A 14,304-nucleotide genomic window follows, 5' to 3' on the forward strand; every position below is an offset into this window, starting at 1 on the left:
CGATAGACGTATTGATCCGGTCAGACTTGATGAATGTCAGGTCCGGGCAAACGTCTCCAGCCGCGCCAGAAGGTCCTCACGGCTGAGGTTGAACTGCGATGCGATCCAGCCCTCCTCCAGCTTGCCGAGGATTTCTCCAACCCTGGGGCCTGCGGCAATACCGGCCGCGAGCACGTCGCTGCCCTTGACCGGCAGGACAGGCCTAACGAAGGCTTCTGCACGCTTCAGCAGCGCGAACAATCGGGCGCTGCGGGCCATGGCCTTCACGTCCCCTTCGGCCCGCGAACGCGCTGAAGCCAGCTCCAGCTTCAGCATCGAGATCATCCCATCCTTGCCGAAGCGATAGAGATCGCGGTCGAAGGCGACATCCGTCACCGTCTCCTGCGGCTTCGGCGCCCGGGCGAAACGATCGAGCGCCAGAGCCTCGGCATTGGAGAGCCTCAACCGTTCCGAAAGCGTGACGAGCCGCGCCGCATCCTTCGGCACGATGGCGCAGAGCCTGAGCAGCGCATCCGGCTCCCAGCCGAGCGCCTGTTCGGCCGCGATCAGCCCGGGGATCGCATCGATCCCCCATTTCTCCGTCTCCGGCAGGATTTCGGTCAGGACACCCGACTGGCGCATCCAGAGCAAGGCCCGCCCGGGATCACGCGCTGACAGCAGCTTCTTGATTTCGCTCCAGACCCGCTCGGCCGACAGGTTCTTGAGCTGCGTCCGGGCCCGGGCGCTGGCCTTCAACCCCTCCGTATCAGGCCGCCCGCTGCCATAATGCGCGAAGAATCGGAAGAAGCGCAGGACGCGCAGGTAATCCTCGGCAATCCGCTGCTCGGCATCGCCGATGAAGCGAATTGTCTTCGTTTCGATATCCTTCAAGCCCCCGACGAGATCGATGACCTCGCCATCGAGCCCGACATAAAGCGCGTTGATCGTGAGATCCCGTCGATCCGCGTCCTCCTGCCAGCTGGCCCCGAAGGCGACCTCGGCATGCCGTCCGTTGGTCTCGACGTCGCGCCTGAGTGTCGTCACCTCGTAGCCCTTGCCGTCGTAGACGAGCGTCACGGTGCCGTGCTCGATCCCCGTCGGCACCACCTTGATGCCTTCCGCCGCGGCTCGCCCGCTCACCTCTTCCGGCACAAGCGTCGTCGCCAGATCGATGTCGCCGACGGCAAGTCCCATCAGACTGTTGCGGACGGCGCCACCGACCACCCGCGTCTCCGCTCCGCCCGAATTGAGCAGCGTCATCACACGCTGCAATCCCGGCTCCTGGAACCAGTCGCGATCGGCAAGATTGGTCATGTATAGAGCCTTTCGTAGAGCGTGCGGATGATCCCGGCCGTAATGCCCCAGATATGCCGTTCCCGATAGGGCATCACATAGAAATGCCGGACGGACCCCTGCCACATGCGACTGTCCTGCCGATGATTGGCCGGGTTCATCAGAAACGACAGCGGCACCTCGAAGACGCTGTCCACCTCGTCAGGATTGAGCGTCAGCGAAAACCCCGGCTGGATGACACCGAGCACCGGCTGGATGCGGAAACCTGTTCCCGAGAGATATTGCGGCAAACGTCCGACTGTCTCGACAAAGCGCCGGTCGAGCCCGATCTCCTCCTCCGCCTCGCGCAGCGCCGCCTCTTCCGGAGAGGCGTCCGTCGAATCGATGCCGCCACCGGGAAAGGCGATCTGGCCGGCATGCTTGCGCAGCTTGCTGGTGCGTTGTGTGAGAATGATCCGCGCGTCATCGACATCGTCGATCACGCCGATCAGGACCGCCGCATCTTTCAGCTTCAGTTGTTCATATTCCAGGATCGTATCGCGGTTCAGCACGTGATCGCCGTGGTCGCGCCACGCGTGTTCGAGCGGCGCCCCTACCTGTTCCAGCGCCCGGCGACGGAATTCGTCTGCGGTAAAATTCACAAGGCTCATCGCGACAGTCGATCGAGTTCGTCGGCCGGCATGACGGGGAAGACCATGCCGCGTGAGCGGATGACGAACATTGCCCGCCCCTCGACATCGAGAACCTCCCCACGCTCGACGAGATCATACATCACGGCACGCGATACCAGCGCCTCCAGCCGTCCGCGCACGCCAAGATAGGGTTTGAGTTCATGGTTCTCGCCGATCACCTCGAAACGCAGCCTATGTTCGGGTCCGGCCTCGACCACATCGCCGACATTGGTGCGAAATGTCAGCACCGACTCACCCGCGTCTTCCGTCACACTCATCTCGACGGCGATGAAATGCGCGTCCTCGACGCGGATGCCGACTTTTTCCACAGGTGTGACAAGATAGGTCTTGCCGTCCTCGTCCTTGCGCAGAACTGTCGAGAACAGGCGGACCAGAGGCTCTCGGCCGATCGGCGTCCCCATGTAGAACCAGGTCCCGTCGGCCTTGATCTCCATGTCGAGATCCCCGCAGAACTGCGGTTCCCAGCGTTCCACCGGCGGCAGTGACTGCTTTCCGCCTGATGTTTGCGCTGATGCGCGCGAAATCAGCGCAGCAAGCCCCGCCGCATCTGTTGTCGCCTTCAGCGTGTCGCTTGCCATCTTTGCGTCCCGGTTTTGTCTTTAGCCTATAACAGTCACGAGATAGTCATTCGAAACGTCCTTGTCAGCCGCCCTCTCGCCAATAAGTTAGTTTCAGTAACATGCACCTTCGCGCGTCCGTACGATTCGCCGGACCAGGCCAAACCAATTGGAGCAGACCATGGGCATGATGCCAAATCCTGATATTGCCATGGATGAGAATGCGATCATCGCTGCGGCCGAAAAGGCCCTCGCCGACATAGCGGCGATCCGCCAGGAAGTGGCGAAGGTTATCTTTGGTCAGGAAAAGGTCGTCGAGAACACTCTGCTCGCGATCCTCTCCGGGGGACATGCGCTGCTCGTCGGCGTGCCGGGCCTTGCCAAGACCAAGCTGGTGACGACGCTTGGCACGGTTCTCGGCCTCGACGCCAATCGCATCCAGTTCACTCCCGACCTCATGCCATCCGACATCCTCGGCACCGAAGTCATGGACCAGGACGACACCGGTCGCCGCTCCTTCCGCTTCGTCAAGGGACCTGTCTTCGCCCAGCTCCTGATGGCCGACGAGATCAACCGCGCCAGCCCGCGCACCCAGTCGGCGCTGCTGCAGTCGATGCAGGAATATCACGTCACCATCGCCGGCCAGCCCTATCAGCTGCCCGCCCCCTTCCATGTGCTCGCCACCCAGAACCCGCTCGAGCAGGAAGGCACATACCCGCTGCCCGAGGCCCAGCTCGACCGCTTCCTGCTCCAGGTCGATGTCCTCTATCCGGAACTTGCAGCCGAACGACAGATCCTGCTCGAAACGACAGGCGTCGGCGACAAACGCGCCAGTGCGGTGATCTCGAGCGAGCGACTTCTGGAAATTCAGACGTTGATCCGTCAGATGCCGGTCTCCGACACGGTCGTGGACGCGATCCTGACGCTGGTCCGTTCCGCCCGTCCCGGCCATGGCAACGCCTCCACCGACAAGAACGTCGCATGGGGCCCCGGCCCCCGCGCCGGCCAGGCCCTGATGCTCTGCGCCCGGGCCCGTGCGCTCTATGAGGGCCGCCTCGCCCCGTCGATCGACGATGTCTATGCACTCGCCGAGCCGGTGCTGGAGCACCGCATGGCGCTGACCTTCCCGGCGCGCGCCGAGGGCATGACCGTCCGCGATGTCATCGCGGGCCTCGTATCCGACCTGCGCAAGTAAGGGAGGCCTTGACCGCGTGGCATCGATCGGCCAGATCGTCGAGAAGACAGCCGGAAGCGACCTGCTGAACCGCGCCCGCCAGCGCGCCGTGCTGGTGCCTGACTGCATGGTCGAGGCAAAGCGCATTGCCAACACCGTGATTGCCGGATGGCATGGCCGTCGCAAGCGTGGCATGGGCGAAAACTTCTGGCAGTTCCGCCCCTATGCCGAAGGCGAAAGTTTTGCCCGCATCGACTGGCGCCGCTCCGCCCGCGACGACCACATGTATATCCGTGACCGCGAATGGGAAGCAGCCCACACTGTCTGGCTCTGGGCCGACATGTCGCCGTCGATGATGTACAAATCAACGCTTGCCTCGGTCTCCAAGGAAAGCCGCGCCCTCGTCGTTCTGCTGGCGCTCGCCGAGATCCTCGCCCGCTCCGGCGAACGCATTGGCTGTCCCGGCATCATGGAGCCGGTCTCGGCCCGCAACGCTGCCGAACGCCTTGCCACCGCCATCATGCACGCTCCGATCACCGAGGGCCTGCCCGACACCCGCATGATCCGGGGATCGAGCGACATCGTGTTGATCGGCGATTTCCTCGACGATGCCGATCGCGTGATGGAACGCATTACGCCGCTTGCCCGCCGCGGCCTGCGTGGCCATGTGGTCGAGGTCGCTGATCCCGCTGAAGAGACTTTCCCCTATACCGGTCGCACCGAATTCACCGACCCCGAAACCGGCGAGAAGCTGACCTCCGGTCGCGCCGAAACGCTGCGCGATGACTATCAGCAGGCCTATCTCGCACGGCGTGAGAGCATGTCGGACCATCTGCGCCGCATGGGCTGGAGCTTTACCCACAACCGCACCGATCGCCTCGCATCCGAGGCCCTCGTCGCCGTGCACATGCACCTGTCGGGCATGCCGCCCGCCATCAACAGGAGCGCGGGCTGATGTTCGGCATCCCCCTGGCTTTCGGCGCCCCCGCCATACTCGGTGCCCTTCTCGCTCTGCCGCTCATCTGGTGGCTGCTGAAGCTCACCCCGCCGCGCCCGAAGGCGGAGGTCTTCCCGCCGCTGAAGATCCTGGCCGGCGTCTTGAAGCGCGAGGAAACACCATCGAAAAGCCCATGGTGGCTGACGCTCCTGCGCATGCTGATGGCCGCGATCGTCATTTTCGCGCTCGCCGACCCTGTCCTCAATCCGCGCAACGCCACCCTCTCCGCCAACGGCCCGCTGCTCCTCGTGATTGACAACGGCTGGGCGACCGTCAGCGACTGGGACCGCCGCGTGGAAACCGCAACCGCTTTGATCGGCGACGCCGCAGACCGCAGCCTGCCCGTGTCGATCGTCTTTACGGCCGACGCAAACCATGACGCGATCCCCGGAACCGCAGCCGTCGCCCTCGAAAAGCTCGCCGCCGCCACCCCGCATCCGCTGCGCCCCAATCGGGTCAGAACGATTGAAGCCCTGCGCACCACCTTTTCCGCTGAAACGCCGGGCACGCTTGCCTATGTCTCCGACGGCATCGCACGCGATGCGGACGACCCCTTTCTCTCGGATCTTGCCGGTCTCTCGCCCGCCGAGTTCCGCATCGTTGAGGGCGATGGTGCAGCAAGCGTCGCAATTACCAACGCCAACAATGGGTCTGATGCGCTCACTGTCACGCTATCGCGCCTGAACGCCTCGGAAGCCCGCAGCCTGATCATCGACGCCCAGGACCGCCAGGGCCGCGTCATCGCCTCCGGCCAGGTCGATTTTGCCCCCGGCACCACGGAAGCTTCGGGCGAGATCGCCGCCCCCTTCGAGCTGCGCAACGATTTCGCCCGCCTTTCGATATCAGGCATCGCCTCGGCCGGTGCCTCCCACCTGCTCGACGACGGCTTCCGCCGTCGCAAGGTTGCCCTTGTCTCCGGCGACAGCGGCGACGGCTTCCAGCCTCTGCTCTCCCCGCTCTACTACATCGAGCGCGCGCTTGGCCCCTATGCCGATGTCGTCAAGCCCGGCCAGACCGACCTTGCCGTCGCAATTCCCGAAATCCTCGGCCAGAACCCGTCTGCACTCGTGCTCGCCGATGTCGGGCGTCTGCCAGCCGATGTTTATGATCCCCTCCAGGCCTGGCTCCGCCGTGGCGGCACACTGATCCGTTTCGCCGGTCCCCGCCTTGCCGCAGCCCCTGCCGACGACCCGCTGGTGCCGGTCATCCTGCGTCAGGGCGAACGCGCGCTTGGCGGCGCGCTCTCCTGGGCTGAGCCGCAGCCCCTCGCCGACTTCCCTGCTTTCGGCCCCTTTGCCGGCATGCCGCGCCCTGAAGGCATTCTCGTCAAGCGTCAGGTGCTTGCCGAACCGACGCCCGACCTTGCCGCCCGCACCTGGGCAAGCCTTGCCGACGGCACACCGCTCGTCACGGTCGAGGATACCGGTGCCGGCCGCATCGTGCTCTTCCATGTCAGCGCCGAGGCCACATGGTCGGATCTGCCAATCTCGGGCACTTTCGTCGAAATGCTGCGCCGCATTGTACAATTGACCCGCGTCGGCGCCGCCGAAGCGGATGGCAGCCAGTCGACAGCCCCATCCCTGCCGCCTTTCCGCCTGCTCAACGAACGCGGCGCGCTGACTGCTGATGCCGGCACGGCAAAGCCGCTCGCGCTCGGGCCCGACCGTCGGGACGCCGCGACATTCGACAATCCGCCCGGCCTCTACGGCACCGAGGACGGCTTCACCGCCCTGAACCTTCTGCCATCAGATGCGACGCTCCGCCCGCTGCCATCGCCGGCTGGCCTCACCGTCAGCCGCGACCCGATGGCCGGAACCGCAGCAACTCTGCTGAAACCGGGCCTTCTCACACTCGCCTTCGTCCTGCTCATTCTCGACAGTCTGATCGTGCTCTTCATGGGCGGCGCCTTCTCACGCCTGCCCAAGCGCGCGCCTGCTGCTGCGGCTTCCATGCTTGCTCTTTGCCTGGCGCTCGCCGCCAGCGGCCCGTCGGGTCAGGCGCTTGCCCAGTCGGCGGATGCCAAACCCGGCGACGAACTGATCCTCGAACGGCTCGACAACACCCATCTTGCCTATGTCATCACCGGCGAAACCGAAGTCGACCGCATATCGGAACAGGGGCTTGCCGGCCTCACCGATTTCCTCACCTACCGCACGACGCTCGAACCCGAGCCGCCGGTCGGCGTGGACATCTCGAAGGACGAGCTCTCCTTCTACCCGATCATCTTCTGGCCGATCTCGGCCTCCGCACCCATGCCCTCGTCGGCTGCCATCAGCCGCATCGACGCCTATATGCGTGCCGGCGGCACCGTACTATTCGACACCCGCGATCAGGGTTCGATGCTGGGCGTAGACACCGGCGCCTCTCCCAATGGCGAACGCCTGCAGGCAATCCTCGCCAATATCGACATCCCGCCGCTGGAGCCGGTCCCGTCGGATCACGTGCTGACCCGCGCCTTCTACCTGCTGCAGGGGTTCCCCGGCCGCTACAGCGGCAGCCCGCTGTGGGTCGAATCCCGCCAGGAAGCCCAGTCGAGCAACAGTGCGGTTGCGTCCTCCGGCGATGGCGTCACCCCGATCATGATCACCGGCAACGACCTGCTCGGCGCCTGGGCGATCGACACCAACGGCGCCAGCGTCCTGCCGGTCGTGCCCGCCGACGAGATGCAGCGCGAAATGTCCTTCCGCTCCGGCGTCAACATCATGATGTACATGCTGACCGGCAACTACAAGGCAGACCAGGTCCATGTACCTGCCCTGCTCGAACGACTGGGGCAGTGAGATCATGACGCTCGAATTCGCCCCCTTCATCCCCTGGATCGCAATTGCACTGCTGGCCGTGCTGGCCGTCGTCCTGTCCGTCCTCGGCTTCCTGCGCGGCGTCCGCGGCACCGGCATCCGCCTGGCCGCTTCCATTGCCGTTCTCGCCGCGCTCGCCAATCCGCTCCTCCTTCAGGAAGAACGCGATCCGCTGACGACAGTCGTCCCCGTGATCGTCGATCGCAGCCAGAGCCAGCAGATCGCAGGACGGATCGATCAGACCGATCAGGCGCTTGAGGGGATCCGTGAACGCCTCGGCCGCTTCGCCAATATCGAACCGCGCATCATCGAGGTCACCGATCCCGGCGACAGCGATGCCCCGTCCACCAAGCTGTTCGAAGCGCTCGCTGCAGCCACCACGGACGTGCCCCCGGCCCGTGTCGGCGGCGCGATCTTCGTCACCGACGGTCAGGTGCATGATATCCCGGCTGAGAACCAACCGCTCCCCTTCGACGCCCCGGTGCATTCGCTGATCACCGGCAAGGCGGACGAGTTCGACCGCCGCATCGAGATCCTCCGCGCTCCCCGCTTCGGTATCGTCGACGAGGAGCAGGAACTGACGTTCCGCGTCTTCGACGACGGCGAGGCCTCGAACCAGCCGGCCGACGTCTCGGTCAGGATGAACGGCGAAGACCTTGGCATCGTCCCGGCGGTCCCCGGCGCCGAAACCTCCTTCGCCTTCCGGGTTCCCCGCGGCGGCAACAACGTTCTCGAATTTTCCGTGGCTGCAACGCCTGGCGAAGTCACCGACGTCAACAACCGCGCCATTCATCTGATTGAAGGCATTCGCCAGAACCTGCGCGTCCTGCTCGTGTCCGGAGAGCCGCATGCCGGCGAACGCGCCTGGCGCAACCTGCTGAAATCGGACGCCTCGGTAGACCTTGTCCACTTCACCATCCTGCGCCCGCCGGAAAAGCAGGACGGCACGCCGATCAACGAACTCTCGCTGATCGCCTTCCCGACCCGCGAACTCTTCGTCGAGAAGATCAATGACTTCGACCTGATCATCTTCGACCGCTACCAGCATCGCGGCGTGTTGCCGATCCTCTACTACGATTACATCGCCGAATATGTCCGCAATGGGGGTGCCCTTCTGATTGCGGCCGGCCCCGAACATGCCGGCCAGGATTCCATCGCGCTCACACCGCTGTCATCGGTCCTGCCCGCCACGCCGACGGGCGACGTGCATCAGGCCGGTTTCTATCCGCGTCTCTCCGACCAGGGCAAACGCCACCCGGTGACCCGTGGCCTTGATGGCTCCGCCGTCGAGCCGCCGCAATGGGGCCGTTGGTTCCGCAGCGTCGATGTCGGGCGGACCGACGGCGAAACGGTCATGACCGGCGACGGCGACCGTCCCCTTCTCGTCTTGAACCGTGCCAATGAAGGCCGCGTCGCCATGCTGCTCTCCGACCAGGGCTGGCTCTGGGCCCGCGGCTTCGAAGGCGGTGGCCCCCATGTCTCCCTCTATCGCCGCATCGCCCACTGGCTGATGAAGGAACCGGAACTCGAGGAAGAGGCGCTGAAAGCCCGCGCCACCGGCCGCACGCTGGAAGTCACTCGCCAGACCATTGGCGATGCCCCCGGCCCTGCAACGATCACCACCCCTTCGGGTGAAGCCATCGCGCTTGATCTCAACGAGATCCAGCCCGGTCTCTATCGCGGCGAACGCCGCATGACCGAAACGGGCCTGTTCACCATCACCAATGGTGACTTCTCAAGCCTCGTCCATGTCGGTGCCGTCGACGCCCCCGAATTCCGTGGCATGATCTCGACCACCGATATGCTCGCACCGATCAGCGAGAAAGCCAGAGGCCTCACCACCCGCCTCGACGCCGGCAGCGATACGGTCCGCATCCCCGACATCCTGCCCGTGCGCGGCGAGGTCCGCGTCGCTGACGACCGCCGCATGCTGATCCGTCTGACCGATGAGACCGTGCTCAAGGGCGTGAATACGCTGCCATTGTTTGCGGGCTTTGCGGGATTGGGGATCTTGCTGCTCGCAGTCTCGGCCATGTGGTGGCGCGAGGGGCGCTAGATCGGTGCCACCATCTGCCGGGTTGCCGCCTGTGTTTCCGGCACCCTAAGCCGGCATCGCGGAATAGTGGCGATAAACCAGATCTCCTGGCGCTGGCCGTGCCGCTGTTCGGTCCAGCACTGCGCCGAGTCGCGTGGCAAGGTTCGCAGATCTCTGGTTTTCCGGATCAACATAGCTGACGAGGCTCGGGAGCCGTCGAACCTCTTTGGCCCAATGAAGCAGCGCCTTGGCAGCTTCAAGGGCATATCCCCGCCCTTCGAATTCCGGATAGACGAACCAGCCCAGCTCCCACTCGGGAAACAGCGGCCCGGCATTGATGCCCACCTGCCCGATGCATGCGCCTGTCGTCTGATCATCGATCATCAGCGCACCGCAACCCAGCAGGTCCCATTGTGCATGATCGCTGCAGAACATGCCCCAGGCGAGCGTGTCGGAAAATGGGCCGCCCATGAACCGAGCTCGCTCCGACGCCATCAGTTGGCGATACGCGGGCCAGTCCTCGAAACGCATGGCGCGTAGGTTGAGGCGCGGGGTCACAAGCGTCGGAATGGGCGGCATCAACATGTCTTTCGGCGAAGATCGGCAATTGATTTATGCAGATTGGGATGGAGCATGTCTAAACACAGACCATGACAGAATGGCCATACAGGTGAAATGTTCAGCGTAGTGCCATCTCTCGTCCCTTCTGGCTTGCGAAGGGAGTTGGCCGTATTATGGCAGGTTCTTTGAGCCCGCCCCTCCTCGACACTCCACCGCCCCGGGCCTAGTCTCACGCCCATGACCACGCCCCTCACCCTCACCGATACCGTTCCCGAGGCGGCCCGGGATGCCATCCTCGCCGGCATCAGGGCCCATAATGACATCTTGCTGGGTCCGACCGACCGGCGTGACCTCTTCATCCCGATCTCAACGGATGAGGGAACGATCGACGGCGGCCTTGTCGGTTATACCGGGCGCGGCTGGCTTTATGTGGAAATGCTGTCTGTGCCCGAACGGCTGCGCGGCAAGGGTTTGGCCGGGAGGCTACTGGCACTTGCTGAAGAAGAGGCAAAAGATCGAGGCTGCGTCGGGGCCTATATCGATACGATCAACCCGGTCGCCCGCCGCGCCTATGAGCGCGCCGGATACACGGTTTTCGGGCGTATTGAGAATTTTAGCCGGGGCGAGGATATCTGCTGGCTGATCAAGCGCTTCCCGCCCGGTGTCGGCTCTGGGCAACAAGACCGGATCTGAAAGGACCCGGCGTCAGCCGACCGACCCCGTCCGCGTCAGAAGATCAGCTTCAACAACAGGACCACAACGATCAGGCCGATGAGGAAAATTGCTCCGATCGTACCACCGATGAATTTCAGCATGCCTGTCTCCTGTCTGTTTCAATGCGGGTTGGACAGGGAAAACAGATCGAAGCCGACTTGGTTCCGCAGACAGGCAAGCGCCGCAGGCACATGAGCGCCTGTCGGCCCCGGAGCTTGTGATCCAGAGATGCAAACGCAGTCAGGCCGAGGCGTAGGCCTTCTTCGCTGCGGAATCGTCAAAACCCGATGCTGCGGCCTTTGCCGCCCCGCAGTCGCGCCAGGCGATCACACCCTTCAGCCTGTCATGCACATCGCCCGCCAGCGGCACCACCAGCACCCGGTTCGGATCAACCGGCCCGGGAAAGGCGAGCGCCTGATAGGCGACCTTCTCGAAACCGAGCGGCATGTAGTAGGGCGGGTCACCGATCAGGATGACGCCCTCGGAACCCTTGCGCCGCGCCGCCTCGATGGCGATGCGCACGAGTTCGCGGCCAATACCCCGGTTCTTGTGAGAAGGTCGCACCGCAAGCGGTCCGAGCAGATGCCCTTTCACGGCCCCGGCAAGCACCGGCGTCATGCGCACCGAGGCGATCGCCTCGCCATTGTCGGTGCAGATGAAGGAAAGCGAAAGGTCATGCGGTCCCTGCTCGCGAATGCGCGCCGCCGCACGGGTGTGCCGGCCAGGACCGAAGGCTTCTTCGTTGATGAGTTCGATGACAGCGTCGTGCGACGCATCCTCGGTGAGGTAGACAAGGCCAGAGTGAAACATGGATGACCGAAACCAGAAAGACAGACAGCAATAGGGTTCACGCGCACGTCAGCGGTGCGTTCGGGAGCTTCAGCGTCGTCGTGGGTTCCGTGCGATGGTCATCGGGGCCTTCAAATCTTGAGGTGTGTTCCGATAGCAGCAAAATTTCGCTTCGTCCAACGGAAAACGCACTGTTCAATCCATTGCCCCTCGCAATCGCGCCCAACACCCGTATCTTCCGGGGCAAGTTGAAACGAGAGGAAACGACCATGGGCCGACTGGTGGATGGCGTCTGGCAGGACGTCTGGTACGACACGAAATCGACATCCGGACATTTCAAACGCGCCGATTCGAGCTTTCGCAACTGGGTGACGGCAGATGGTGCCGCCGGTCCCTCGGGCAAGGCCGGTTTCAAGGCAGAGGCCGGGCGCTACCACCTCTACGTCTCCTATGCCTGTCCCTGGGCACATCGCACATTGATCTTCCGCGCCCTGAAGGGCCTGGAAGACATGATCTCGGTTTCGGTGGTCGATCCGCTGATGCTGGAAAACGGCTGGGAATTCCACGACCGCGACGGCGCCACGCCCGATCATCTCTTCGGCTCGGATTTCCTCTGGCAGGTCTATGTGAAAGCCGACCCGACCTTCTCGGGCCGCGTCACCGTCCCAGTCCTCTGGGACAAACAGCAGGGCACAATCGTCTCGAACGAGAGCGCCGAGATCATACGCATGTTCAACTCGGCCTTTGATCACCTGACCGGCTCGACACTCGACATGCGCCCGGAAGATCTGCACGCCGAGATCGACGAGGTGAACAGCCGGATCTACGACACCGTCAACAACGGCGTCTACAAGGCCGGCTTTGCCACCACGCAGGAGGCCTATGAAAGCGCGGTTTACCCGCTTTTCGAGACGCTCGACTGGCTGGAGCAACGCCTGAGCAACCAGCGCTATCTTTTCGGCAACCGCATGACGGAGGCCGACTGGCGCCTCTTCACCACGCTGGTGCGTTTCGACCCCGTCTATGTCGGCCACTTCAAGTGCAACATTCACCGCATCGCCGACTATCCGGCATTGTCAGCCTATCTGCGCGACCTCTACCAGACGCCGGGCATCGCCCGGACGGTCGAGATGCATCATATCAAGCACCACTATTATCGCAGCCACACCATGATCAATCCGACGGGTGTCGTACCCGCCGGACCCGATGAAGACCTGACGGTGCCGCACGGTCGCGAGACATTGGGCGCCTGACCCGTCACCAGTGATGCGTGGGGGAAATCTCCCCGCGCAGTTCCGCAATCCGCCGTCGCGTCGCTTCGGTCGTGCCGTCTGGCAGTGCATCGGTTTGGAAGAACCCGCATTCCGCGATCTCCCGGTCCCCCGGGCGATCCGCCGTCTGGCGAACATCGACGCGGTAAAGCAGCACGTGGTCGCGACCGCTGACCCTGGCATTGAAATAGACATGAAAGAGCTCAGGCGCGCTCACCGCCTCAAGATTGCCCTCCTCGCGCATCTCCTTCAACAGCGCCTCCAGCGCCGTCTCTCCGCGCTCCACGCCGCCGCCGGGCATATGCCAGCCCGGAACATAGGTGTGGCGCACGAGAAAGATGCGGCCCGCATCATCGAAGCAGGCGGCCCGCACTCCGAGCGTCATGCCGCGACTGACCGCGAAATAGATATGCAGGACACGAACAAGGAACCTCTTCGGCCATCCGAGCCTTTCGCTATCGACGCCGGTCCCGGCACCACCCGCTGGCCTCATTTTTCTTGCCCCTCGGTTTCAGCGCCGCTATGAGAAGCGCCATGTTCAAGCTTGCCCACATCTCCGACGTGCATCTGGGGCCACTGCCGAACCTGACGATCCGGGAACTGGCGTCCAAGCGGATTACGGGCTATGTGAACTGGCATCGCAACCGCCGCAAGCATCTTTTCCCCAATGCTCTGGAAATGGTCCTGGAGGCGCTGCGCGCAGAAAACCCGGATCACCTGGCGATCACGGGAGACCTGGTCAATCTCGCCTCGAAGCTCGAGATCAAGCTGGTTGCGGAATGGCTGAAGGAAGCCGGCGCGCCGCTCGACACGTCGGTCGTGCCCGGCAATCACGACGCCTATGTGCCCGGCGCCCATGAGCGCGCCGTCCAGGCCTGGTACGACTACATGCGCGGCGACGACGACCCGCTGATCTTCCAGGACGACCACAAGCTCTTCCCCTATATCCGCCGCCGTGGACCGGTCGCCCTGATCGGCTGCTCCACCTCGCTTGCCACCCCACCCTTTTCCGCCCAGGGTTATTTCAGCGGTCGTCAGGCCCGCGAAACGGCAGCACTCCTCAAGGCCGCCGGCGAAGAAGGCCTCTTCCGCGTGGTCATGATCCACCACCCGCCGATCCGGGGAGCGGCCCCGCAGCACAAGCGCATGCTCGGCATCCGCCGCTTTGCCGCCGCCATTCGCAAGGGGGGCGCAGAACTCGTGCTGCATGGTCACACGCATCTCAACACGCTCCACTGGCTGGCGGACCGCGAAAAACCCGTCCCTGTGGTCGGCATTGCCTCGGCAAGCCAGGGCCCGGGCGCCAAGAAGCCGGCCGCCGGCTACAATCTCTTCTCGATCGATGGCGAAGCAGGGAAATGGCAGCTCGACTGGCAGCGCTTCAAGATCGAGAGCGAGGACGCGCCGCTCAAGCTCGACCACAGCGAACGCCTGCTCGGGTGAG

General features: G+C 63.9%; 14 protein-coding genes. 7 read left to right on the plus strand and 7 right to left on the minus strand.

Going from position 1 to position 14,304, the window contains the following annotated elements:
- Positions 1-36: 36 nt before the first annotated feature.
- From QTL56_RS07760 to QTL56_RS07770, 3 genes are read right to left on the minus strand one after another with little or no spacing between them, the layout of a single operon-like run.
- Complete coding sequence (locus QTL56_RS07760; protein ID WP_245136387.1) at positions 37-1,293, minus strand: CCA tRNA nucleotidyltransferase; 1,257 nt, start codon at positions 1,291-1,293, stop codon at positions 37-39.
- On the minus strand, positions 1,290-1,922 hold the full coding sequence (locus QTL56_RS07765; RefSeq protein WP_229574135.1) for a CoA pyrophosphatase: 633 nt from the start codon (positions 1,920-1,922) through the stop codon (positions 1,290-1,292). Before QTL56_RS07765 ends, QTL56_RS07760 begins: the two co-directional genes overlap by 4 nt.
- A complete protein-coding gene (locus QTL56_RS07770; RefSeq protein ID WP_245136386.1) occupies positions 1,919-2,542 on the minus strand; it encodes a DUF1285 domain-containing protein in 624 nt (207 codons plus the stop codon). The genes QTL56_RS07765 and QTL56_RS07770 overlap by 4 nt, the downstream gene beginning before the upstream one ends.
- Before the next feature lie 166 nt (positions 2,543-2,708).
- Here QTL56_RS07770 and QTL56_RS07775 point away from each other — a divergent pair, with 166 nt between their 5' ends.
- Genes QTL56_RS07775 through QTL56_RS07790 form a run of 4 tightly spaced genes read left to right on the plus strand, consistent with a single transcriptional unit; the run spans position 2,709 to position 9,546 of the window.
- The gene (locus tag QTL56_RS07775; protein WP_370660353.1) at positions 2,709-3,716 is read left to right on the plus strand and encodes an AAA family ATPase; all 1,008 of its coding nucleotides are present in this window, start codon (positions 2,709-2,711) and stop codon (positions 3,714-3,716) included.
- A gap of 16 nt (positions 3,717-3,732) precedes the next feature.
- Positions 3,733-4,650 (plus strand): DUF58 domain-containing protein, encoded by a 918-nt coding sequence (locus QTL56_RS07780; protein ID WP_245136384.1) that lies wholly within the window; start codon positions 3,733-3,735, stop codon positions 4,648-4,650.
- Positions 4,650-7,472 carry a DUF4159 domain-containing protein gene (locus tag QTL56_RS07785; RefSeq protein WP_245136383.1) on the plus strand — a complete coding sequence of 941 codons (2,823 nt, stop codon included), beginning with the start codon at positions 4,650-4,652 and terminating at the stop codon, positions 7,470-7,472. Before QTL56_RS07780 ends, QTL56_RS07785 begins: the two co-directional genes overlap by 1 nt.
- A 4-nt stretch (positions 7,473-7,476) precedes the next feature.
- The gene (locus QTL56_RS07790; RefSeq protein ID WP_245136640.1) at positions 7,477-9,546 is read left to right on the plus strand and encodes a hypothetical protein; all 2,070 of its coding nucleotides are present in this window, start codon (positions 7,477-7,479) and stop codon (positions 9,544-9,546) included.
- A 45-nt stretch (positions 9,547-9,591) separates the two neighbouring features.
- Here the strand turns inward: QTL56_RS07790 and QTL56_RS07795 are convergent, their stop codons facing one another.
- Entirely contained in the window at positions 9,592-10,104 is a 513-nt protein-coding gene (locus QTL56_RS07795; protein ID WP_245136382.1) for a GNAT family N-acetyltransferase, read from the minus strand.
- 219 nt (positions 10,105-10,323) lie between these two features.
- Here QTL56_RS07795 and QTL56_RS07800 point away from each other — a divergent pair, with 219 nt between their 5' ends.
- Positions 10,324-10,779 carry a GNAT family N-acetyltransferase gene (locus QTL56_RS07800; RefSeq protein ID WP_245136381.1) on the plus strand — a complete coding sequence of 152 codons (456 nt, stop codon included), beginning with the start codon at positions 10,324-10,326 and terminating at the stop codon, positions 10,777-10,779.
- A 35-nt stretch (positions 10,780-10,814) separates the two neighbouring features.
- On the opposite strand, the gene QTL56_RS20950 is transcribed toward QTL56_RS07800, so the two are convergent.
- Together QTL56_RS20950 and QTL56_RS07805 are read right to left on the minus strand one after the other, a co-directional pair.
- On the minus strand, positions 10,815-10,901 hold the full coding sequence (locus QTL56_RS20950; RefSeq protein ID WP_444875226.1) for a small membrane protein YohP: 87 nt from the start codon (positions 10,899-10,901) through the stop codon (positions 10,815-10,817).
- A 139-nt stretch (positions 10,902-11,040) separates the two neighbouring features.
- A complete protein-coding gene (locus QTL56_RS07805; protein WP_229574145.1) occupies positions 11,041-11,610 on the minus strand; it encodes a GNAT family N-acetyltransferase in 570 nt (189 codons plus the stop codon).
- A gap of 248 nt (positions 11,611-11,858) precedes the next feature.
- Here QTL56_RS07805 and QTL56_RS07810 point away from each other — a divergent pair, with 248 nt between their 5' ends.
- The gene (locus tag QTL56_RS07810) at positions 11,859-12,842 is read left to right on the plus strand and encodes a glutathione S-transferase family protein (RefSeq protein ID WP_245136380.1); all 984 of its coding nucleotides are present in this window, start codon (positions 11,859-11,861) and stop codon (positions 12,840-12,842) included.
- Between the two features lie 4 nt (positions 12,843-12,846).
- Here QTL56_RS07810 and QTL56_RS07815 read toward each other — a convergent pair whose 3' ends face one another.
- Positions 12,847-13,353 carry an NUDIX domain-containing protein gene (locus QTL56_RS07815; protein ID WP_370660334.1) on the minus strand — a complete coding sequence of 169 codons (507 nt, stop codon included), beginning with the start codon at positions 13,351-13,353 and terminating at the stop codon, positions 12,847-12,849.
- Positions 13,354-13,394: 41 nt separating this feature from the next.
- On the opposite strand from QTL56_RS07815, the gene QTL56_RS07820 reads away from it, so the two are divergent.
- Positions 13,395-14,303, plus strand: coding sequence for a metallophosphoesterase family protein (locus tag QTL56_RS07820; protein ID WP_245136379.1), 909 nt, complete (start codon positions 13,395-13,397; stop codon positions 14,301-14,303).
- Position 14,304 lies beyond the last annotated feature (1 nt).

Source organism: Peteryoungia algae (assembly GCF_030369675.1).
GTDB lineage: Bacteria > Pseudomonadota > Alphaproteobacteria > Rhizobiales > Rhizobiaceae > Allorhizobium > Allorhizobium algae.

Bases quoted from the DNA above. Each gene is read 5' to 3' on its own strand.
- QTL56_RS07805 (WP_229574145.1), bottom strand. From the start codon at position 11,610: ATGTTTCACTCTGGCCTTGTCTACCTCACCGAGGATGCGTCGCACGAC.
- QTL56_RS07820 (WP_245136379.1), top strand. From the start codon at position 13,395: ATGTTCAAGCTTGCCCACATCTCCGACGTGCATCTGGGGCCACTGCCG.
- QTL56_RS20950 (WP_444875226.1), bottom strand. From the start codon at position 10,901: ATGCTGAAATTCATCGGTGGTACGATCGGAGCAATTTTCCTCATCGGC.
- QTL56_RS07760 (WP_245136387.1), bottom strand. From the start codon at position 1,293: ATGACCAATCTTGCCGATCGCGACTGGTTCCAGGAGCCGGGATTGCAG.
- QTL56_RS07800 (WP_245136381.1), top strand. From the start codon at position 10,324: ATGACCACGCCCCTCACCCTCACCGATACCGTTCCCGAGGCGGCCCGG.
- QTL56_RS07770 (WP_245136386.1), bottom strand. From the start codon at position 2,542: ATGGCAAGCGACACGCTGAAGGCGACAACAGATGCGGCGGGGCTTGCT.
- QTL56_RS07795 (WP_245136382.1), bottom strand. From the start codon at position 10,104: ATGCCGCCCATTCCGACGCTTGTGACCCCGCGCCTCAACCTACGCGCC.
- QTL56_RS07775 (WP_370660353.1), top strand. From the start codon at position 2,709: ATGATGCCAAATCCTGATATTGCCATGGATGAGAATGCGATCATCGCT.
- QTL56_RS07765 (WP_229574135.1), bottom strand. From the start codon at position 1,922: ATGAGCCTTGTGAATTTTACCGCAGACGAATTCCGTCGCCGGGCGCTG.
- QTL56_RS07810 (WP_245136380.1), top strand. From the start codon at position 11,859: ATGGGCCGACTGGTGGATGGCGTCTGGCAGGACGTCTGGTACGACACG.
- QTL56_RS07790 (WP_245136640.1), top strand. From the start codon at position 7,477: ATGACGCTCGAATTCGCCCCCTTCATCCCCTGGATCGCAATTGCACTG.
- QTL56_RS07815 (WP_370660334.1), bottom strand. From the start codon at position 13,353: ATGAGGCCAGCGGGTGGTGCCGGGACCGGCGTCGATAGCGAAAGGCTC.
- QTL56_RS07785 (WP_245136383.1), top strand. From the start codon at position 4,650: ATGTTCGGCATCCCCCTGGCTTTCGGCGCCCCCGCCATACTCGGTGCC.